Here is a 20,024-nt window from a genome sequence, read left to right as displayed (position 1 = left end):
TCGTCAGGCCGCACTGCGGCCTTCTTCATCAGTCCGAGCAGCCAGGTACTTGTCCGGGTTGTTCAGCACAACAATTGTGGGGGCTTGGCTCTCCGGCCAATCCCGCTTACCGGCGGGGACATGGTCCACGCCGCCGGCATTCCATGGATGGCAGCGGCCAAGGCGCCTGACTGCGAGCCAGCTGCCCTTGACGGCTCCATGGACAGTAACCGCTTCAAGGGCGTAGGCCGAGCATGAAGGGAAGAATCGGCAAACCTGGCCGTACAAGGGAGAAATCACCTTGCGGTAGGCCTTGAGTAACACGATGAGGATGTTCCTGGGCAGGTTCCACAAGAACATCCCGACGGCGGCGGCAACAGGATGGGGACGGGCGACGACGGCGGTGGCGTTACGCACGCGGTGTCCCCTCCTGTGTTGTACCGGCCGAACCGTTGGCGGCAGCCTTCGGGAGGCGGCCGGCCAGCCGGGTCAGCGTCGATTCCAGTGCAGCGTTGTAGTCCGACAGCAGCTGATCCCAGCTGGCAGTCGCGGACGCAGGAAGCGCCCGGACCACTATGGCGAAGCCTGTGCCATGCTCGCGCAGCGACGCAGCACCTGCTTCTCTTAGTCTCCTCTTAACGAGGTTCCTGACCACAGCGTTCCCTACACTCTTGGAAACGATGAACCCGATCCGGCTGGGTTCGTCGGCAGCAATAGCTGCCGCATATAACACTACGTTCCGGCGCCCATTGCGGACACCGGAACGTACAGTTGTTGAAAAATCGGATGCAGTCCTTAAGCGGTTGCGGGTGGCCAGCACCTTAAACTCGCAAAGAGATGTCTACCGAAAAGTTCAGTTATTTAAGCCGACAGCTCGGTACGGCCCTTGCCACGACGGGCTGCCAGGATGGCGCGGCCGGCACGGGTACGCATACGAAGGCGGAAGCCGTGCTTCTTGGCTCGACGGCGGTTATTCGGCTGAAAAGTCCGCTTGCTCACGTTAGTTACTCCAGTGGATCAAAGGTGCGCCCACCCGATCAGTATGGGGAAGAACTGGCCGACGCTAAGTTTTGTATATGCACGCTTCCCCCGGCTGCTCAAACGCGGAGCGCCTGAGAGATTCAGATGGGGCCAAAAAGCGGACACAAAGGACTTCACAACGTTAGGGCAATTTAAGCCTTCGAGTCAAACCGGCTGGTCGCCCCCACGCTATCCCCAGCTGTGCCTAACCCACCCGCCGTGCCTGTGGATGAAGTGGCTCACAAGCCCCTTTTTCGAACAACAACCGTGTAATTATCCACAAGCTACTTGCCAGCTATCTTCTAGGCTTTTCATCCCCTAGAGTGGCTCAGTAGCCGATTATCCACGGACTGTGCATAACCCTGTGGATGAAGCTGAACCGATAGCGGTTCACGACTTGCGGCTGCAGGCAATGCAGGCAAAGCAAGTTTTGAGGGAACCGATTGATGACAGTAGACGAAGCCAACCACGCCAATACTGTCGGAAGTTCCTGGCGGCGCGTTGTCAGCCTGCTGGAACAGGACCACCGTGTTTCACCGCGGCAGCGTGGCTTTGTCATCCTCGCCCAGGCGCAGGGCCTGATTGGCTCCACCCTCCTGGTGGCGGTTCCCAATGAACTCACCCGTGAAGTCCTCCAGACGCAGGTCAAGGACGCCCTCGATGATGCCCTGCACAACGTCTTCTCCGAGGACATCCGGTGCGCCATCGACGTCGACACAGACCTGGTTCCCATCCACGAGGAGCCCGAACCCGCCGTCGAGCCGTCCTTCGCTTCGGACCAGCTGATCGAGCAAAAGCCGCAGCCCATGCTTCCCAGCACCTCCCATGAGTTTGGCCGGCTGAATCCGAAGTATGTCTTCGACACCTTCGTGATCGGTTCCTCCAACCGGTTCGCCCACGCTGCCGCCGTCGCCGTCGCGGAGGCCCCGGCAAAGGCATACAACCCGCTGTTCATCTACGGCGATTCCGGATTGGGCAAGACCCACCTCCTGCACGCGATCGGCCACTATGCCCGCCGCCTGTACAGCGGTATCCGCGTCCGCTACGTCAACTCCGAAGAATTCACCAACGACTTCATCAACTCCATCCGCGATGATGAAGGCGCCAGCTTCAAGACCACGTACCGGAACGTGGACGTCCTGCTCATCGACGACATCCAGTTCCTGGCCGGCAAGGACCGGACGCTGGAGGAGTTCTTCCACACATTCAACTCGCTGCACAACAACAACAAGCAGGTGGTCATCACCTCGGACCAGCCGCCCAAGCTGCTCGCGGGATTCGAAGACCGGATGAAGTCCCGCTTCGAGTGGGGCCTGCTGACAGATATCCAGCCGCCGGAACTTGAAACCCGCATCGCCATCCTCCGCAAGAAGGCCCTGAGCGAAGGTCTGTCCGCGCCCGATGATGCCCTCGAGTACATCGCTTCCAAGATCTCCAGCAATATCCGTGAACTCGAAGGTGCCCTGATCCGCGTCACGGCCTTCGCCAGCCTCAACCGGGAGGCCGTGGATGTGGCGCTGGCGGAAATGGTCCTCAAGGACCTCATCACCGACGACGGCGCCCAGGAGATCACCTCGAGCCAGATCCTGCAGCAGACGGCCGACTACTTCAAGCTCAGCATGGAAGAGCTCTGCAGCAAGTCACGGACCCGCACTTTGGTGACTGCCCGGCAGATCGCCATGTACCTGTGCCGGGAGCTGACGGACATGTCCTTGCCCAAGATTGGACAGGAGCTCGGCGGCCGCGACCACACCACCGTCATCCACGCCGACCGGAAGATCCGCGAGCTGATGGCCGAACGCCGTGTGATCTACAACCAGGTAACAGAGCTGACCAACCGCATCAAGCAGCAGCAGCGCGACTCCTAAGCGCCCCGCCTATACCTTATTAACAGGTGCATGTGGATAAGCCTGTGGATAGTTAAGGGGACAACCGCGGTTAATGGGCTTAAAACCCTTAAGCCGCCTGTGGATCGGCAAAATCGCCAAAATTCTTATCCCCATCCACACCCTGTTTAAAACCTGCTGCGCCCACAGTCCATGAACAGGGCTTAACCGCCGGAACGCGGGGCGGGACGAGGTTATCCACAGTTTCCACAGCAGTTATTAACACTACTAATCCCAAAAAATTGAAATCCCTCAAACAACAAGATCGATCCGCACCCCACAAGGGTCGGGCCGGGCGGCCCTGGCCTTCCCCAGGACGAACTCGGGGGATGGGTTAATCCCGGATCTTCCGGCTAAGCTGTCAGCAGCGCTCCCATCCCCGGGTTCCTGCGTGGTTTCCATCAGCAGGGACCATGCACGTTCCGGGTGTGGGGCACCACTTTTTGGGATTCCCCCACGGGAGTTTCCAGTCCACATGGCAGCAGCAATGAAAGGCGGCACCCTTCCGTGAAGTTCAGAGTCGATCGGGACGTCCTGGCAGAAGCCGTCACCTGGACAGCCCGGTCCTTGTCTCCGCGGCCGCCTGTGCCCGTCCTTTCCGGGCTTCTTTTGAAGGCTGAAGCCGGAACAGTCAGCCTCTCGAGCTTTGACTACGAAACCTCGGCCCGCCTGGAAATCGCAGCCGACATCCGGGACGAAGGCACCATCCTGGTGTCCGGGCGCCTGCTTGCCGATATCTGCCGGAGCCTCCCGTCGGCTCCTGTCGACGTCGAAACCGACGGCAACAAGGTGACTCTCACCTGCCGCCGCAGCAGCTTCCACCTGGCCACAATGCCTGAAGCCGAATATCCGCCGCTGCCGGCGTTGCCGGCTATCAGCGGAACCGTGCCCGGGGACTCCTTCGCCCAGGCTGTTTCCCAGGTGATCATCGCTGCCAGCAAGGACGACACCCTCCCCATCCTGACCGGTGTCCGGATGGAAATCGAAGACGACCTGATCACCCTTCTCGCCACGGACCGCTACCGCCTTGCCATGCGTGAGGTTCCGTGGAAGCCGGTGACCCCCGGGATCTCCACCAGCGCCCTGGTCAAGGCAAAAACCCTGAACGAAGTAGCGAAAACGCTGGGCAACAGCGGAGATATCAACCTGGCCCTCTCCGACGACGACAGCCGCCTGATCGGCTTCGAAAGCGGCGGACGCACCACCACGTCCCTGCTGGTTGACGGCGACTACCCGAAGATCCGCTCGCTCTTCCCGGAATCCACCCCCATCCACGCCACGGTGCAGACCCAGGAACTGGTGGAAGCTGTCCGCCGCGTGTCGCTCGTGGCCGAACGCAACACCCCGGTCCGGCTTGCCTTCACCGAGGGCCAGCTGAACCTGGACGCCGGTACCGGCGAAGACGCCCAGGCATCAGAGGAACTTGAAGCCCAGCTTTCCGGTGAGGACATCACGGTGGCCTTCAACCCGCACTACCTGGTGGAAGGCCTGAGCGTCATCGAAACCAAGTTCGTCCGGTTCTCCTTCACCTCGGCTCCCAAGCCCGCAATGATCACCGCCCAGGCAGACGCCGACGGCGAGGACCAGGATGACTACCGTTACCTGGTGATGCCCGTCCGCCTCCCCAACTAGTCCCCATCGGCTCCCAGCCTTCGCAAGCTCAGGCCGGGCCCCTCGCCGATGGGGCCCCAACCACCGCCACCCTCGCCTCGCAGAAAAGAGTTCCATCATGCACATTGGACTGATCGGCCTTGGCAAAATGGGATTCAACATGCGCGAACGGCTGCGCAAGGGCGGCATCGACGTCACGGGTTATGACCGCAACCCGGACGTCACCGACGTCGCCTCGGTGGATGAACTCCTCGCCGCCATCCCGGCGCCCCGGCTGGTCTGGGTGATGGTTCCGGCCGGCGCGGTCACCGATGCCGTCATCATGGAACTGGCGGAGAAGCTGGACGAGGGCGACCTGGTGGTCGACGGCGGCAACTCCCGCTTCACCGAGGACCAGAAGCATGGCGAACTCCTCGCCGCCAAAGGCATCCGGTTCGTTGACTGCGGAGTTTCCGGAGGTGTCTGGGGGCTGCAGAACGGCTATGGCCTGATGGCCGGCGGGGACGCCGCAGACATCGAACGTGCACTGCCGGTCTTCGATGCACTGCGTCCCGAAGGTGAACGCGAGGACAGCTTTGTGCACGTAGGCGGCATCGGCGCCGGCCACTACGCCAAGATGGTCCACAACGGAATCGAATACGGCCTGATGCAGGCCTACGCCGAGGGCTACCAGCTGCTCGCTTCCAAGGACATCATCAATGACCTGCCCGGGACCTTCCGCGCCTGGCAAAAAGGCACCGTGGTCCGGTCATGGCTCCTTGACCTGCTGGTCAAGGCACTGGAAGAGGACCCTGGGCTGCAGAACATCGACGACTACGTCGAGGATTCCGGCGAAGGCAGATGGACGGTGGAAGAGGCCATCGCCAACGCCATCCCCGCCCCGGCCATCACGGCCGCACTGTTCGCCAGGTTCGAGTCCCGTGAAGACAGTTCCCCTGCCATGAAAATGGTGTCTGCCCTCCGGCACCAATTCGGCGGACACGCAACCCGTCCGGCCAAGTAGCATCCACCGGGGACAGCTGCTGTCCCCAGAATTGTCGAAACCCGCGTGTATCTGGAACACCTTTCCCTGACCGATTTCCGCAGCTACGCCCAGGTTGACCTTGCCTTCGAACCGGGCGTCACCGTCCTGGTGGGATACAACGGCATCGGCAAAACCAATCTGATGGAAGCCATTGGCTACCTTGCCACGCTGAGCTCCCACCGGGTCAGTTCAGACGGACCCCTCCTGCGGTTCGGTACAGACCGCGCACTCGTCAGGGCACGGCTTGTCCGCGGCGGGCAAACCACCGTCCTGGAACTGGAAATCAACGCCGGGCGGGCCAACCGCGGACGCATCAACCGCAGCAACCCGGTGCGTGCCCGCGATCTGCTGGGCATTTGCCAGACTGTCCTCTTCGCTCCGGAGGACCTGGCGCTGGTCAAGGGCGACCCTTCCAACCGCCGGCGTTTCCTCGACGAACTGCTCGCCAGCCTCATCCCGCACCACGCTGCCACCCGCAGCGACTACGACAGGGTGCTGAAACAACGCAACGCCCTGCTCAAATCGGCGCGGGGCGGAAAGTTCACGTCCGGACACGAGGCAACCCTGGACGTGTGGGACCAGCACATGGCAAAAGCGGGCGCCGAACTGCTCCACGCGCGCCTCGAACTGGTGGAACGCCTGCGCCCGCACCTGGCACGCGCCTATGCCGAACTGACGGACGGGTCCAAATCCGCTGACGCCACCTACCGCTCCACGCTGCAGAACCAGATGGACGACGACGGCGCGCCGCTGCCAGGTGGGCCACGCACCGCAGTGCCAGGCACCGCCGTCGAACCGGACGACCTGCGCACGCTTTCCGTGGAAGAGCTCACCGAACGCTACGTCCGGGCCTTCACCGAATCACGGAAAAAGGAGGTGGAGCGCGGTATTTCACTGGTGGGCCCGCACCGGGACGACCTGGAACTTGTCCTGGGACAGGCGCCGGCGAAAGGCTATGCCTCGCACGGTGAAACCTGGTCCATGTGCCTGTCCCTTCGGCTCGCTTCCTACTACGTGATGCTCGACGACGCCCGCACGGGCGGTTCCGCCCCCATCCTGATCCTCGACGACGTGTTTGCCGAACTGGATGTGCAGCGCCGGCGTAAACTGGCCGCTATAGTCTCCGGCGCGGAACAGGTCCTGGTGACCGCCGCCGTCGACGCCGATATCCCGGAAGAGCTGTCCGGACGGCGGGTGAAAGTCATCCCGGGAGGAATTGATGGTCAGGGACAGTGAAGACGCCGGGCTGCAGCCCGGCCGCGATCCCGACAACATTGATGCCCCGCAGGCAGCACTGAACAGAATGCGGGAGGCCGCCGCGGCGCGCGGCGAAATCCGCAGGAAGGCAGTGCGTCCGGGGTCCGCAAAAGCCAAAAACGGAATCCGGGACACCCGCGGCTTCAGCCAGTTCCACGCCACCGGCCGCGACCCCCTGGGGCTGGGCAAAGTGGTGGGCCGGCTGGTAGCCGAACGCGGCTGGACATCACCAGTGGCCGTCGGCTCCGTCATGGCCGAATGGGCCACCCTGGTGGGACCGGAAATCTCAGCCCACTGCACCCCCGAAAGCTTTACGGCCACCACGCTCCACGTCCGCTGCGATTCAACCGCATGGGCAACCCAGCTCCGCCTATTGAGTGCCAGCCTGCTCGAGAAATTCAGGGTGGAACTCGGTGACGGAGTGGTCACCAGCATCCAGGTGCTGGGCCCCTCGGCCCCGAGCTGGCGCAAGGGCGGCCGGACCGTCAACGGCCGCGGCCCTCGGGATACCTACGGCTAGCTTCGCTGCCGACTCTTGAAAATACCCCCAACGGCGTGTAGAGCGCTGAAAGGGCCGGAGGGTGTATAGGCACCCGGAGGCCGTCCTTCTGGGGCGCCCTAGGCGCGGTCAACGGCCTCACACGGCCACGTTGCCGCCTGTCCACGCCCCTGGAATGCGGGGTTATGGCCTGTTTCGCGGTAGAATCGTTGCAGATAACTGGGCGCGGGTGAAACGTTGACTGAGTCCGTTCTCCGTGCGCATCCGGCACACGGAGTGCGGGCCCCCAACCGTCAGCAAGTCACCGGCGCCATAAGTTTGTGCCTGTTGGCGGGTGACTTTTCCGGATGGAAGGGAAACCGGCCGGCCATCATCGAGAACAGAGGAGTCGACAGCGCCTGTGGCTAACGACAATACAGATATTCTGGCAGTTGAACCCGCAGTCGAGGATGCCCGTACCCCTGACACCCCGGCTGAATCCGCGAAGCCGCGCGAGTACGGCGCCAGCGACATCACTGTCCTTGAAGGCCTCGAAGCAGTCCGGAAGCGACCGGGCATGTACATCGGTTCCACCGGACCGCGCGGGCTCCACCACCTGGTGTACGAAGTGGTGGACAACTCCGTCGATGAGGCCCTGGCCGGGTACTGCACCCACATCGAGATCGTCCTGCAGGCCGACGGCGGCGTCAAAGTCGTGGACGACGGCCGCGGCATCCCCGTGGACATGCACCCTACAGAGCACAAGCCCACCGTCGAAGTGGTCATGACCATCCTGCACGCCGGCGGCAAGTTCGGCGGCGCGGGCTACGCGGTTTCCGGCGGCCTGCACGGTGTGGGCATCTCGGTGGTCAACGCGCTGTCCAGCCGCGTGGACACCGAGGTCCGCCGCCAGGGCCACGTCTGGCGCATGTCCTTCGCTGACGGCGGCAAGCCCCAGGGCAGCCTGGTCAAGGGCGAAGAGACCGACCGCACCGGCACCACCCAGACCTTCTACCCGGACCCGGCAATCTTCGAAACCACCGAGTTCGACTTTGAGACCCTCCGCGCGCGGTTCCAGCAAATGGCCTTCCTCAACAAGGGCCTGCGCATCACTCTGACGGACGAACGCGCACCCGCCAAGGATGAAGCCGACGCCGATCTCGACCTGGACGCCATCGCCACCGAAGGTGAGGTCAGCGCCGAGCACCGCACCGTGGTGTACCAGTACGACGAAGGCCTCCTGGACTACGTCAAGCACCTGAACTCAGGCAAGAAGGTGGACGTTGTCCACGAGGACGTCATCGCCTTCGAAACCGAGGACAAGGAACGCCGGATTGCCCTGGAAATGGCGATGCAGTGGACCAACGCCTACTCCGAGAGCGTCCACACCTACGCCAACACCATCAACACCCACGAGGGCGGAACCCACGAAGAGGGCTTCCGCGCTGCCATGACCTCCCTGATCAACCGCTATGCGCGGGAAAAGGGGATCATCAAGGAAAAAGACGACAACCTCACCGGTGACGACATCCGCGAAGGCCTGACCGCCGTCATCTCCGTCAAGCTGTCCGAGCCCCAGTTCGAGGGCCAGACCAAGACCAAGCTCGGCAATTCCGAGGTCAAGGGCTTCGTCCAGCGCGTGGTCACTGACGGCCTCGGCGACTGGCTGGAACGCAACCCGGGCCCTGCCCGTGATGTCATCCGTAAGGCAATTTCCGCAGCGCAGGCCCGCATGGCAGCACGCAAGGCACGGGACAACGCCCGGCGGAAGAGCCCCCTGGAATCCTTTGGCATGCCCGGCAAGCTCTCCGACTGCTCCTCGAAGGACCCGGAGAAGTGCGAGGTCTACATCGTGGAGGGTGACTCCGCAGGCGGATCCGCCAAGCGCGGCCGCAACCCCGAAACCCAGGCCATCCTGCCCCTCCGCGGCAAGATCCTGAACGTGGAGCGCGCACGCCTGGACAAGGCCCTGGGCAATGCCGAGGTCCAGTCCATGATCACCGCTTTCGGCACGGGCATCGGCGAAGACTTCGACCTTTCGAAGCTGCGGTACCACAAGATCGTCCTGATGGCCGATGCCGACGTGGACGGCCAGCACATCACCACCCTGCTGATGACCCTGCTGTTCCGCTACATGCGGCCCCTCATCGAAAACGGCTACGTCTACCTGGCGCAGCCCCCGCTGTACCGGATCAAGTGGTCCAATGCGGCCCACGACTACGTCTACAGCGACCGGGAACGCGACGCCAAGCTGGTGGCCGGCCAGGCCGCAGGCCGCAGGATTCCCAAGGACAACGGCATTCAGCGCTACAAGGGTCTTGGCGAGATGGACTACACCGAGCTGTGGGACACCACCATGGATCCGGACAACCGGACGCTGCTGCAGGTCACCATGGACGACGCCCTCGCCGCTGACCAGATTTTCTCTGTCCTCATGGGCGAAGACGTGGAATCACGCCGCAACTTCATCCAGCAGAACGCCAAGGACGTCCGGTTCCTGGATATCTAGAGCGCCGCTCCTAAATATTCAGAATCTGACATATACCTGAAATGGAAATAAATAAATGAGCGACGAAACACCCGAGACCCCGGCATCAGACGCCGGGACCCCGGACACCGTTCTTGAAGGCGACGTGCTGATTGACCGTGTGGAGCAAGTGGACCTGCAGACGGAAATGCAGCGGTCCTACCTGGACTACGCCATGGCCGTCATCGTGGGCCGTGCCCTCCCCGACGTCCGCGACGGGCTCAAGCCCGTCCACCGACGCGTTCTCTACGCGATGTTCGACGGCGGCTACCGCCCCGACCGTTCCTTCAACAAGTGCGCCCGCGTGGTGGGCGAAGTCATGGGCCAGTACCACCCCCACGGCGACACCGCGATCTATGACGCCCTGGTCCGCCTGATCCAGGACTGGACCATGCGCTACCCGCTGGCACTCGGCCAGGGAAACTTCGGTTCCCCCGGCAACGACGGCGCTGCCGCACCGCGTTACACCGAAACCAAGATGGCGCCGCTGGCCATGGAGATGGTCCGGGACATCGACGAGGAAACCGTCGACTTCCAGGACAACTACGACGGCAAAAACCAGGAACCCACCATCCTTCCGGCCCGGTTCCCCAACCTGCTGGTCAACGGGTCCTCCGGCATCGCCGTCGGCATGGCCACCAACATCCCGCCCCACAACCTCCGCGAAGTGGCAGACGGGGTGCAGTGGTACCTGGCCAACCCCGGCGCCAGCCGCGAGGAACTGCTCGAAGAACTCCTGCTGCGGGTCAAGGGCCCCGATTTCCCCACCGGCGCCACCATCCTGGGCCACAAGGGCATCGAGGACGCCTACCGTACCGGCCGCGGTTCCGTCACCATGCGTGCAGTGGTCAACGTTGAGGAACTGCAGGGCCGCACCTGCCTGGTGGTTACCGAGCTTCCGTACCAGGCCAACCCGGACAACCTGGCCATCAAGATCGCCGAACTGGTCAAGGACGGCAAGATCCAGGGCATCGCCGACCTTCGCGATGAAACCTCGGGCCGCACCGGCCAGCGGCTGGTCATCGTCCTCAAGCGCGACGCCGTGCCCAAGGTTGTCCTGAACAACCTCTACAAGCACACCGAACTGCAGAGCAACTTCTCCGCCAACATGCTGGCCATTGTTGACGGCGTGCCCCGCACCCTGAGCCTGGATGCCTTCATCCGCCACTGGGTGACGCACCAGATGGACGTCATTGCCCGGCGCACCCGCTACCGCCTGCGCAAGGCGGAAGAAGAAGCACATATCCTTCGCGCGCTGCTCAAGGCCCTGGACATGCTGGACGAGGTCATCGCCCTCATCCGCGCGTCGAATACCACCGAAGCAGCACGCGACGGACTCATGGAGCTCCTGGACATCGACGAACTGCAGGCCCGGGCCATCCTGGACATGCAGCTGCGCCGCCTCGCCGCCCTGGAACGCCAGAAGATCCAGGACCGGCACGCCGAACTCGAGGAACTGATCGCCGAGTACAACGCGATCCTGGGCTCCGAGCAGCGGCAGCGCGAGATCATCAGCACCGAACTCGGCGAGATCGTGGACAAGCACGGCGATGACCGGCGCACCAGGATCCTCATGGGCTACGACGGCGACATGTCCATGGAAGACCTCATCCCCGAAGAGGAGATGGTGGTCACCATCACCCGCGGCGGCTACGTCAAGCGCACGCGGAGCGACAACTACCGCTCCCAGCAGCGCGGCGGCAAGGGCATCAAGGGTGCCCAGCTCCGCGGGGACGACGTGGTGGAACACTTCTTCGTCACCACCACCCACCACTGGCTCCTGTTCTTCACCAACCTCGGCCGGGTGTACCGCGCCAAAGCCTATGAGCTGATGGAAGCCGGCAGGGACGCCAAGGGCCAGCATGTGGCCAACCTGATGGCGTTCCAGCCCGACGAACACATTGCCCAGGTCCTGGACCTGAAGGACTACCAGCAGGCACCATACCTGGTCCTCGCCACCAAGCGCGGCCTGGTCAAGAAGACGCGGCTTGAGGATTACGACACCAACCGTTCCGCCGGCGTGATCGCCATCAACCTCCGCGACGGCGACGAACTGGTCTCGGCGCAGCTGGTGTCCGAAACCGACGATTTGCTGCTGGTGTCACGCAAGGGCCAGTCCATCCGCTTCACTGCCACCGAGGACGCGCTCCGGCCCATGGGCCGCGCCACGTCCGGCGTCACCGGCATGAAGTTCCGCGAAGACGACGAGCTGCTCGCCGCCAACGTGGTCACAGACGGTTCCTACGTGTTCATCGTGACCGAGGGCGGCTACGCCAAGCGCACCGCAGTGGAGGAATACCGCCTCCAGGGCCGCGGCGGCCTGGGCATCAAGGTGGCCAAGCTTGCCGAGGAACGCGGCGACCTGGTAGGTGCGCTCATCGTCCAGGAGGAAGATGAAGTGCTGGTGGTCATGGAAGGCGGCAAGGTTGTGCGGTCCTCGGTGGCCGGCGTGCCTGCCAAGGGGCGCGACACCATGGGCGTCATCTTCGCGAAGCCGGACAAGAACGACCGGATCATCGAAGTGGCACGGAACAGCGAACGGGGTCTTGAGGGCGAGGAATCGCTGGAGGATGACGTAACGTTGGCTGAAGATGGCGGGACCCCCGAGGAATCCGCCGCGCCAGCAATGGCAGAAGAATCACCGGCCGTTGAGTCAGAGGACGCCTCGGGCGACGCTGAGCCGAACGAAGACAACACGGAGGTAACGAGTGAGTAATTCCGACTCATTTCCCAAGCCGAACAGTACTGTTCCCGACGGAAACCGGCCCTCGGCGGCGCCCCGCGTGAACGCCCCCGTTCGTCCGCAGCAGCGGCCGGCAGCGCCTGCCGGTGCTCCGGGCCAGCGTCCGGCCGTCCCCGGCCAGCGTCCCGTCCAGGGCCCGCAGGGCCAGCCCGGCCAGCGGCCGGCGCAGGGCCCCCGTCCTGCGGCTGTGGCTCCCGGGCAGGGAACGCCGGGGCTGGTCAAGCCGGCGCCAAAGGCAAAAGTCCGGCGTGCCCGGCTGCTGGTCAGCAGGGTTGACCCCTGGTCCGTCCTGAAAATGGCGTTCCTGCTGTCCGTGGCTTTGGGAATCGTCACAGTGGTGGCTGCCATCGTCCTGTGGACTGTCCTTGACCTCACCGGCATCTTCGACCAGGTGGACAGCCTGCTCGGCACGCTGGCCGGCTCCGAAGGCGGCGGCTTCGAACTGAAGAAGGTCGCATCCCTGGGACAGGTGGCTTCATTCGCCACCATCATCGCCGTGGTGAACGTGGTCCTCCTGACGGCGCTGTCCATGCTGTCCGCCGTGCTGTACAACATCTCCGCCACCCTTGTGGGCGGCATCGGCGTTACCCTTACCGACGATTAGGACCCCGTTTCCGCCGGCTTCAGGCCGGCGGAAAGGCCCGATTTGAGATCGGGCCGGGATGTGCTGTAAAGTCATGTCTCGGCCCGATGAGGCATCGGGGCGTATAGCTCAGGCGGTTAGAGCGCTTCGCTGATAACGAAGAGGTCCCAGGTTCAAGTCCTGGTACGCCCACGGAACCTGTGCAGGTTCAACTGGAGGTTTGGTTCGGGGTAACCCGCAGCCGGGCCGGAACGGGGAGCATGTGAAGAAGTTGCTGGTACTTGCAGCTGCAATCGCAGGCGTCCTGGTCTACCGGAAAGCACAGGAATCCGAAGCCCGGAAAGATGTCTGGAGCAAGTCAACCGATACGGTGGACTAGCCTGGACGCCCGGCCCGGGAGCTGGTCAAAGGCTCTCCGGTTCTAGGGTATGATTGACGGGTTGCTTCTTATGGGGGCATGGCGCAATTGGTAGCGCACCTGCTTTGCAAGCAGGGGGTTCGGGGTTCGAGTCCCCGTGCCTCCACCATAGGAAAGTCCCGGTCAGCGGAAACGCTGGCCGGGACTTTTGTTTTGCCCCGCAGGTACCGACATTAGGGTTGGACAGTGAACCCCTTACTCGCGGCCCTGGGTGTCCTGGGTGTTGCCTCTTCCGGCCCGCTGATTGCGGCTACCCTGGGTGCCACCAGCGTCAGTGCCCTGGCCATCGCCTTCTGGCGGAATGCCATCGGAGCGGCCGTTATGGCCACCCCCACCCTTGTCCGTGAACCCGGCCAGTTCGGCAGGGTCACCCGCCGTGAGTTCCACTGGTCGCTGCTGGCCGCCGTCGCATTGGCCCTCCACTTCGCCTGCTTCATCACCTCGCTGCAACTGACGTCCGTTGCCGCGGCCACCGCGCTGGTCTGCCTGCAGTCAGCCTGGATTGCCGTCTTCCAGCTGTTCCGCGGCATCCGCCACCGCTGGCAGGTGATGGCGGGGCTCAGCATCGCCTTCGCGGGCGTCGTGGCCATCACAGGGTTCGACATGGGCTCGTCCCCGGACGCGCTGCTGGGTGACCTCCTGGCCGTGGCAGGCGGAGCGCTTGCCGGCCTCTACACCCTGGCAGGGGGCAAGGCCCGGCAGAGCATGACCACGGGAACGTACACAACCCTGTGCTACGGGATGTGCGCCGCCTTGGTGGCACTCATGGCAGTGCTGGCAGGCCAGCCGCTGGCGGGCTTTGAGGCGGCGGGATGGCTGGGAATCCTTGCCATCACCGTGTGCGCGCAACTGGTGGGCCACACTGCTTTCAACCACCTGCTGGCCACCATGAGCCCGCTCCTGGTCTCAATGATCATCCTCCTCGAGATTCCGGGCGCCGCCCTGCTGGCGGCCGTCTTCCTCGGGGAGACGCTTCCCGCCGGCACCTATGCCGGGCTCGGCCTCATCCTGGCGGGACTCGCCGTCGTCGTCCTCGGACAGAAGCCCGGGAGGGCAGGGCGGCGGAACAGGGCACCCGGGGACGAACCGCCGTCGGACCGACCCTTGGCGGAGCTGGGCACCGACTAGCAGAGGGGCGGCTACTGGCCGCCGCGGCGGACCGGCTGTGCCGTATTGACGGTGTGGATGGCCCGCAGGATCTTGGCCGGGAAATACACCGAGAAGAAGACCACCATCGGAGCCTTCAGCGCCATCTTCTTGACGTTGTGCGCCTTGTAGGTGCGGTCGAACCGCGTCACGTAGTAGCGGTAGTCCCGGGGTGAGTCCTCCAGCCGCCGCGCGGACATCCCGGAGACCATCTGCGGGCAGTACTGGATCTTGAGTTCGTGGTCGGCCAGGTGCAGGGACAAATCGATGTCCTCGTGCATCTCGTCCCGCTCATCGCGGCAGGTCTCAGCACGGATGGTTGCCCAGGCGGAGGCGCGCAAGGCCATGTTTGACCCGAACAGGAAGTGATACTGGTGCTTGGCCAGCTTCAGCATCAGCTGGCGCATCTTGTCGTCGGCCTTGAGCCCGAAGCGGCGCATCGGCATGTCGTAGTAGACCACCGGGCCGGTGGCTGCCTGGACCGAGGAATCGAGGAACGCCCGCTGCACCTGCTCCACCCAGTCGGGCTCCAGCACCGAATCAGCATCGATGCGGCCCAGGACGTCACCCGTTGCGTTGTCCAGGCCGAAGTTGCGGGTGGGAATCAGTCCCTGTTCCCGGTCCTGGCTCAGCAGGATAAGGGGGCTTTCCGGATACTCAAGCTGCATTTGCCGCACGATGTCAGCTGTGCGGTCCTTGGAAAGGTTGTCCACCACGATGATTTCGTGGGCAGGGACGGACTGGTAGATGGCAGCTATAAGGCACTGCCGGATGACGCTCTCCTCGTTGTACGCCGGGATAACGATGGACACACGGGGCAGCTCGGCTGCGTCGTTCAAGGCATCCCCAAGGGATTGATCGGCTGACATCACCTCAAATCTAGCACCGCCCGGCAGTCCTGCCCGGAAGGGGAGGCAGGACATCGGATGAAGATTAGGAGTCCCGGAGACAGCAGAAGGGGCCCCGTGCAACGGGACCCCTTCCGGTGATGCTGTGACTAGGCCTGGGTGCTGCCCTTGTCTGCGTTGCTCCTGGTGGCCGACTTGGCGTCGGCGGCAACCGTGGCAGTGCTGTCGGAAACATCCTCGGCCACGTGCTTGGCCTTGTCGGCAGCGTCCTCGGCCTTTTCCTTGGCGGCGTCCGCAGCCCCGGAGGTCTTGTCCGCACCGGCGGCTGCGAAGGACGCGGTGGCGTCTGCCGCCTTGTCCGAGGCGTCCAGGGTGGTTTCCTTGACGTCATTGACCGTCGTTGCGGGGACCGGAGCCGGCGTGGGCGTGACGGGCGACGGGGTCTTCCAGGGGTCCTCGACCGGCTTGGAGGCCTTCCAGGCCGCAACGCCAGCAGCGACCGCCGCGGCAATGACGCCAAAGACCAGCCAGCCGCGCTGCTTCTTGGGCGGCTCCGGCTGTGCCAGCTGGATGCCGACAGTACGCCCGGCTCCGGTGGCGGCCGCCTTCAGCTGGCTGCCCGTGGCCTGGGCCTGCTCCTGGATGATGTGGACGATTCCCACGTCACCAAGCTTCTGCGCAACGGCGTCCACGCGGGCCGGGGTGTTCTCCAGGGTGCGGTGCACGGCCTCGGAAGCGTGGCCGATCTGATCCGACAGCCGGGGCAGGTACTCCACGACGACGCGGTCGCGGGCGCTCAGGACCACCGGGGTGGCCTTGTCCAGCGCTTCGTGCAGACGCGGGGAGGCGCCTTCCACGGCGTCATTGATCCTGGGGGCGAGCTGCGCCAGGCCGTCCTGGATCCGGGGAGTCACGGTGGCAACACCGTCCGCCAGGTTGTGTGCGGCCGACTTCAGGCCTTCCTGGATCTTGGGAGATGCGGTGTCCAGGCTGTGCTGGAGGCGCGGAACAGCCCAGTCCACAGCTGCTTCCACTCGGGGGGCCGCCCAATCCTTGGCATTCCCAACGGCGCCAATGACTGACAGCTCAAGGTCACGGGCAATACGATCCGATTTCTTCACAACTACCTCCCGATTAATGTGACGGTTTGTGGTTAGCCTACGTGGCTTGGTCATCACCGGCTATTCACACGGCGGATTTTAGGCAGATTTCACCCAGCGCGGAACTGTTGCCGAGGCCGCACCCGCCCTTGGACGGCGTGGAAGAATGGGCCCTATGACTGCCATCGCAACTGCAAAAGCAACCATCCACACGAGCCTCGGCGACATCAGGGTTAACCTCTTCGGGAACCATGCGCCCAAGACCGTCAAGAACTTCGTCGGCCTCGCCACCGGCGAGCAGGCGTGGACCCACCCCGAAACCGGCGAGGAAAAGACCGGCACCCCGCTGTACAACGGGACCATCTTCCACCGCATCATTAAGGACTTCATGATCCAGGCCGGCGATCCGCTGGGCCGCGGAACGGGTGGCCCCGGTTACCGGTTCGACGACGAGATCCACCCTGAGCTCAGCTTCAACCAGCCCTACAAACTGGCCATGGCCAACGCCGGCATCCAGATGGGCAAGGGCACCAACGGCTCACAGTTCTTCATCACCACCATCCCCACCGACTGGCTCCAGGGCAAGCACAGCATCTTCGGTGAGGTGGCGGACGACGAATCCAAGAAGGTTGTTGACGCCATCGAGGGTGTCCGCACCGGCATGGGCGACCGCCCGGTGGAGGACGTCACCATTAACAGCATCGACATCGAACAGCTGTAATACCGCACCATGAGTTACGGAATTCCGTCGGCTGAGCCGTCCGCCCAGGTCCCGGTGTGCCCCCGGCACCCGGACCGGCCATCGTATGTGCGCTGCCAGCGGTGCGGGCGCCCCGCGTGCCCCGACTGCCAGCGGGCGGCCGCCGTCGGATTCCAATGCGTTGACTGCGTCAACGAAACAAGGCGTACGACGCCGGAGGTACGGACCGTCTACGGCGGCGCCGTTGCCACCGGCAAACCTATGGTGACGTTTGGGATCATCGCCGTCTGCGCGGTGCTGTACGTCCTGCAGTGGCTGATCCCCAACGACGCCGTCTACCAGAGCCTGGGCTTTGCGAATATCTATGCCGAGCCGCGTTACGGGCAGTTTGAGCCATGGCGGATGCTCACGGCCGCATTCCTGCACTCCCAGGGGTTCATCCTTCACATCGCGCTGAACATGTACATGCTCTGGGCGTTTGGCCAGGCCCTTGAACCGCTGCTGGGGCGGGCCCGGTTCCTGGCGCTCTACCTGATTTCCGCGATCGGCGGCTCTGTGGGCTATCTCCTGCTCACTCCCCTGTATCAGCCGGGCCTGCCGCTTTATGGTGTGGTGGGTGCTTCGGGCGCCATTTTCGGGCTCTTCGGCGCCATGCTGCTGGTCCAGCGGCACCGGGGCGGCGACACCCGCCAGCTGTGGGTGTTGATCGCGATTAACGGCGTCATCGGCTTCCTCATCCCCCAAATCGCCTGGCAGGCGCATCTGGGAGGCCTCATCACGGGCGGGCTCTGTGCTGCGGTGCTCGCCTACACACCCCGCGGACGCCGCCAGGGGCTGATCCAGGCCGCAGGCCTGGTGGCGGTACTGGTCCTGCTCGCAGTGGCGGTATGGGCCCGCGTCTCCATGTAATACCCGCGAACCCCCACATGGACAGTTTCCATCACAAAACCCCCGGCGCTCACGGTCGCCGGGGGTTTTTTGTTTTCCACAGCTGTTATCCACAGTGTTGGTAACTTACACGCCTGTGATTCATAAGAACCAGCAACTTTCGCGCCGCGTTGCCGGGGTTTTCCCCGTTTGGCGCGTGGTTTTCTCCACACCTGTGGATAAGTCTTGGGGATAGGCATGTGCTTAAGTGGACAAAATGCCCCTGCTGCGCCGAACTGTGGAAAAGTCGCGCTTAGCTGTGGCTTTTCCGTGTCGGCAGTGCCATGGCAGCGCGTGAATCAACAGCTTTATGCACACTGTTAATAAGTTCCGCCCATGTCATTCCGCATGGATAATCCCGGCGGATGGCAACGTGCAGGCCTCGGACGCCGAATTTTCCCCCAACTGTTTCCACAGTTGTGGATAACTTGTGGGTATCGGGATGTTGGTAAGTGGATAAGCTTCTGATGCTCTTATCCTGCCGCCGGCTTCCAGGAGGAAACCTTGACCGCCACCACCAAGCACATCTTCCTCGACAAGCAGCATCCTGCGCTCTGGCGGGCCATTAACGGGCTGGCGCTCAAAATCAAGGAAGCTGCGCAGGACGCCGGCATCGACGCGAAGACCCTGGAACTCCTCAACGTGCGGATTTCCCAGATCAACGGCTGCGCCTACTGCCTGGACCTCCACGTGAGGGACGCGCTCAAGGCGGGTGAAACGTCCCAGCGGCTGGCCGTGCTTCCGGCGTGGCGGGACACGGCACTGTTCACGGAGAAGGAACGCGCCGCACTGGCCCTGGTCGAAAGCATCACCGAACTCCCCTCCGAGCGGCTGCGTGAGCAGGAGGAGGGTTTTGCCCGTGACTATCTGACCGAAGAGGAATTCTCGGTAGTGAGCTGGGCGGCTGCCAGCATGAACGCCTTCAACCGCATCTCCATCACCAGCCACCATCCTGTGCGCCGGGAGCGCTGACCTGGAGCGGCTCTCCGGGCCCGCGATTGTTTATCCACAGGTATTCCACACTGTTAATAACTGCATTTCGGGGGCGTGATTCGGAAGTTGGCCCCAGTTCTGGCCCTCGGCCCGGGCTACCCATGGTTATCCGCAGGTTTTCAACACTGTGGATAACTTTCCCAACAGCTGGGGAGAACCCGCTACCCGGTAGAAACGGTCCATACCCCTGATGAACCCCTCCGGTGGCTGTCCACGAGGTGTGTGTCCACCATCCCGATGGCTTCCATCAAGGCGAACATGGTGGTTGGCCCAACGAAGGAGAAGCCCTTTTTGCGGAGGGCTTTGGAGAGCGCTACGGACTCCTCGGACTGGGTGGGGATATCGGTGTGTACCACCGGCTGTGGAGTCTCTGCAGGCTGGAATTTCCAGACGAAGTCCACCAGGCCGCCCTCTTGCCGCAGGGCGAGAGTGGCCCGGGCGTTCCTGATGGCGGCGAGGATCTTCAGTCTGTTCCGCACGATGCCGGGGTCCTGCAGGAGGCGTTCTACGTCAGCGTCGGTAAACAACGCCACGGCATCGGGATTAAAGTCCGCGAAGGCGGCACGGAAAGCCGGGCGCTTGCGCAGGATGGTGGCCCAGGAGAGCCCCGACTGGAAGCCTTCCAGGCAAATACGTTCGTACAGGCCACGTTCGTCCGTGACCGGAAGGCCCCATTCATGGTCGTAGTAGTCCCGCATCAGCGGATCCACTGATGCCCAGGCCGGCCGGGCCAGGCCGTCGTCGCCCACCACCACGCCTGACGTGTCAGCTGCCATACGTATCT

General features: G+C 63.5%; 19 protein-coding genes and 2 tRNA genes. 15 read left to right on the top strand and 6 right to left on the bottom strand.

Translation table 11 applies throughout. The features are described 5' to 3' along the window. Positions 1-3: 3 nt before the first annotated feature. From yidD to rpmH, 3 genes are read right to left on the bottom strand one after another with little or no spacing between them, the layout of a single operon-like run. Positions 4-396: a membrane protein insertion efficiency factor YidD gene (gene yidD / locus DXK94_RS18370; protein WP_181884877.1), complete on the bottom strand. Its 393-nt coding sequence runs from the start codon at positions 394-396 to the stop codon at positions 4-6. Continuing rightward, entirely contained in the window at positions 389-799 is a 411-nt protein-coding gene (gene rnpA, locus DXK94_RS18365) for a ribonuclease P protein component (RefSeq protein WP_079597941.1), read from the bottom strand. The genes yidD and rnpA overlap by 8 nt, the downstream gene beginning before the upstream one ends. Positions 800-840: 41 nt before the next feature. Next, positions 841-978, bottom strand: a complete 138-nt coding sequence (rpmH, locus tag DXK94_RS18360; RefSeq protein WP_003800212.1) for a 50S ribosomal protein L34 — start codon at positions 976-978, stop codon at positions 841-843. Positions 979-1,445: 467 nt separating this feature from the next. On the opposite strand from rpmH, the gene dnaA reads away from it, so the two are divergent. From dnaA to DXK94_RS18305, 12 genes are all read left to right on the top strand, one after another. After that, positions 1,446-2,867 (top strand): chromosomal replication initiator protein DnaA, encoded by a 1,422-nt coding sequence (gene dnaA / locus DXK94_RS18355; RefSeq protein ID WP_079597942.1) that lies wholly within the window; start codon positions 1,446-1,448, stop codon positions 2,865-2,867. 525 nt (positions 2,868-3,392) lie between these two features. Next, positions 3,393-4,517 carry a DNA polymerase III subunit beta gene (gene dnaN / locus DXK94_RS18350; RefSeq protein ID WP_079597943.1) on the top strand — a complete coding sequence of 375 codons (1,125 nt, stop codon included), beginning with the start codon at positions 3,393-3,395 and terminating at the stop codon, positions 4,515-4,517. Between the two features lie 97 nt (positions 4,518-4,614). Beyond that, the gene (gene gnd, locus DXK94_RS18345) at positions 4,615-5,499 is read left to right on the top strand and encodes a phosphogluconate dehydrogenase (NAD(+)-dependent, decarboxylating) (RefSeq protein WP_115526030.1); all 885 of its coding nucleotides are present in this window, start codon (positions 4,615-4,617) and stop codon (positions 5,497-5,499) included. 45 nt (positions 5,500-5,544) lie between these two features. After that, positions 5,545-6,756, top strand: a complete 1,212-nt coding sequence (gene recF, locus DXK94_RS18340; protein ID WP_115526029.1) for a DNA replication/repair protein RecF — start codon at positions 5,545-5,547, stop codon at positions 6,754-6,756. Continuing rightward, the gene (locus DXK94_RS18335) at positions 6,740-7,297 is read left to right on the top strand and encodes a DUF721 domain-containing protein (protein ID WP_115526028.1); all 558 of its coding nucleotides are present in this window, start codon (positions 6,740-6,742) and stop codon (positions 7,295-7,297) included. Before recF ends, DXK94_RS18335 begins: the two co-directional genes overlap by 17 nt. A gap of 379 nt (positions 7,298-7,676) precedes the next feature. Beyond that, positions 7,677-9,764, top strand: coding sequence for a DNA topoisomerase (ATP-hydrolyzing) subunit B (gene gyrB, locus DXK94_RS18330; RefSeq protein ID WP_115526027.1), 2,088 nt, complete (start codon positions 7,677-7,679; stop codon positions 9,762-9,764). Between the two features lie 55 nt (positions 9,765-9,819). Further along, positions 9,820-12,498: a DNA gyrase subunit A gene (gyrA, locus tag DXK94_RS18325; RefSeq protein ID WP_115526026.1), complete on the top strand. Its 2,679-nt coding sequence runs from the start codon at positions 9,820-9,822 to the stop codon at positions 12,496-12,498. Next, positions 12,491-13,129, top strand: a complete 639-nt coding sequence (locus DXK94_RS18320) for a DUF3566 domain-containing protein (RefSeq protein ID WP_079597949.1) — start codon at positions 12,491-12,493, stop codon at positions 13,127-13,129. Before gyrA ends, DXK94_RS18320 begins: the two co-directional genes overlap by 8 nt. Positions 13,130-13,226: 97 nt before the next feature. Then, positions 13,227-13,300, top strand: a tRNA-Ile gene (locus DXK94_RS18315). A 70-nt stretch (positions 13,301-13,370) separates the two neighbouring features. Further along, positions 13,371-13,487, top strand: coding sequence for a DLW-39 family protein (locus DXK94_RS21560; protein WP_217700331.1), 117 nt, complete (start codon positions 13,371-13,373; stop codon positions 13,485-13,487). Between the two features lie 72 nt (positions 13,488-13,559). Continuing rightward, positions 13,560-13,635: transfer RNA gene (locus tag DXK94_RS18310), tRNA-Ala, on the top strand. Positions 13,636-13,712: 77 nt separating this feature from the next. Continuing rightward, entirely contained in the window at positions 13,713-14,654 is a 942-nt protein-coding gene (locus DXK94_RS18305) for a DMT family transporter (RefSeq protein WP_115526025.1), read from the top strand. A gap of 11 nt (positions 14,655-14,665) precedes the next feature. Here DXK94_RS18305 and DXK94_RS18300 read toward each other — a convergent pair whose 3' ends face one another. Both DXK94_RS18300 and DXK94_RS18295 read right to left on the bottom strand, forming a co-directional pair. Next, complete coding sequence (locus tag DXK94_RS18300) at positions 14,666-15,541, bottom strand: glycosyltransferase family 2 protein (RefSeq protein ID WP_079597951.1); 876 nt, start codon at positions 15,539-15,541, stop codon at positions 14,666-14,668. Positions 15,542-15,669: 128 nt separating this feature from the next. Continuing rightward, a complete protein-coding gene (locus tag DXK94_RS18295; RefSeq protein WP_115526024.1) occupies positions 15,670-16,641 on the bottom strand; it encodes a hypothetical protein in 972 nt (323 codons plus the stop codon). A gap of 154 nt (positions 16,642-16,795) precedes the next feature. Here DXK94_RS18295 and DXK94_RS18290 point away from each other — a divergent pair, with 154 nt between their 5' ends. The 3 genes from DXK94_RS18290 to DXK94_RS18280 all read left to right on the top strand — a co-directional run bounded on the left by DXK94_RS18290 (position 16,796) and on the right by DXK94_RS18280 (position 19,219). Then, positions 16,796-17,341, top strand: coding sequence for a peptidylprolyl isomerase (locus DXK94_RS18290; protein ID WP_115526023.1), 546 nt, complete (start codon positions 16,796-16,798; stop codon positions 17,339-17,341). Positions 17,342-17,350: 9 nt separating this feature from the next. Further along, on the top strand, positions 17,351-18,229 hold the full coding sequence (locus tag DXK94_RS18285) for a rhomboid family intramembrane serine protease (protein ID WP_115526022.1): 879 nt from the start codon (positions 17,351-17,353) through the stop codon (positions 18,227-18,229). A 522-nt stretch (positions 18,230-18,751) separates the two neighbouring features. Then, positions 18,752-19,219: a carboxymuconolactone decarboxylase family protein gene (locus DXK94_RS18280; protein ID WP_079597955.1), complete on the top strand. Its 468-nt coding sequence runs from the start codon at positions 18,752-18,754 to the stop codon at positions 19,217-19,219. Between the two features lie 182 nt (positions 19,220-19,401). On the opposite strand, the gene DXK94_RS18275 is transcribed toward DXK94_RS18280, so the two are convergent. Then, positions 19,402-20,016, bottom strand: coding sequence for a DNA-3-methyladenine glycosylase I (locus DXK94_RS18275; protein ID WP_115526021.1), 615 nt, complete (start codon positions 20,014-20,016; stop codon positions 19,402-19,404). Positions 20,017-20,024: the final 8 nt, after the last annotated feature.

Source organism: Arthrobacter sp. RT-1, assembly GCF_003367205.1.
Lineage (GTDB): Bacteria > Actinomycetota > Actinomycetes > Actinomycetales > Micrococcaceae > Arthrobacter.
This window is presented reverse-complemented; position numbering and strand designations above follow the sequence as displayed.

Coding starts and splice junctions, on each gene's coding strand:
- dnaA (WP_079597942.1), top strand. CDS start 1,446: ATGACAGTAGACGAAGCCAACCACGCCAATACTGTCGGAAGTTCCTGG.
- gnd (WP_115526030.1), top strand. CDS start 4,615: ATGCACATTGGACTGATCGGCCTTGGCAAAATGGGATTCAACATGCGC.
- DXK94_RS18335 (WP_115526028.1), top strand. CDS start 6,740: ATGGTCAGGGACAGTGAAGACGCCGGGCTGCAGCCCGGCCGCGATCCC.
- gyrA (WP_115526026.1), top strand. CDS start 9,820: ATGAGCGACGAAACACCCGAGACCCCGGCATCAGACGCCGGGACCCCG.
- DXK94_RS18300 (WP_079597951.1), bottom strand. CDS start 15,541: ATGTCAGCCGATCAATCCCTTGGGGATGCCTTGAACGACGCAGCCGAG.
- DXK94_RS18290 (WP_115526023.1), top strand. CDS start 16,796: ATGACTGCCATCGCAACTGCAAAAGCAACCATCCACACGAGCCTCGGC.
- DXK94_RS18285 (WP_115526022.1), top strand. CDS start 17,351: ATGAGTTACGGAATTCCGTCGGCTGAGCCGTCCGCCCAGGTCCCGGTG.
- DXK94_RS18275 (WP_115526021.1), bottom strand. CDS start 20,016: ATGGCAGCTGACACGTCAGGCGTGGTGGTGGGCGACGACGGCCTGGCC.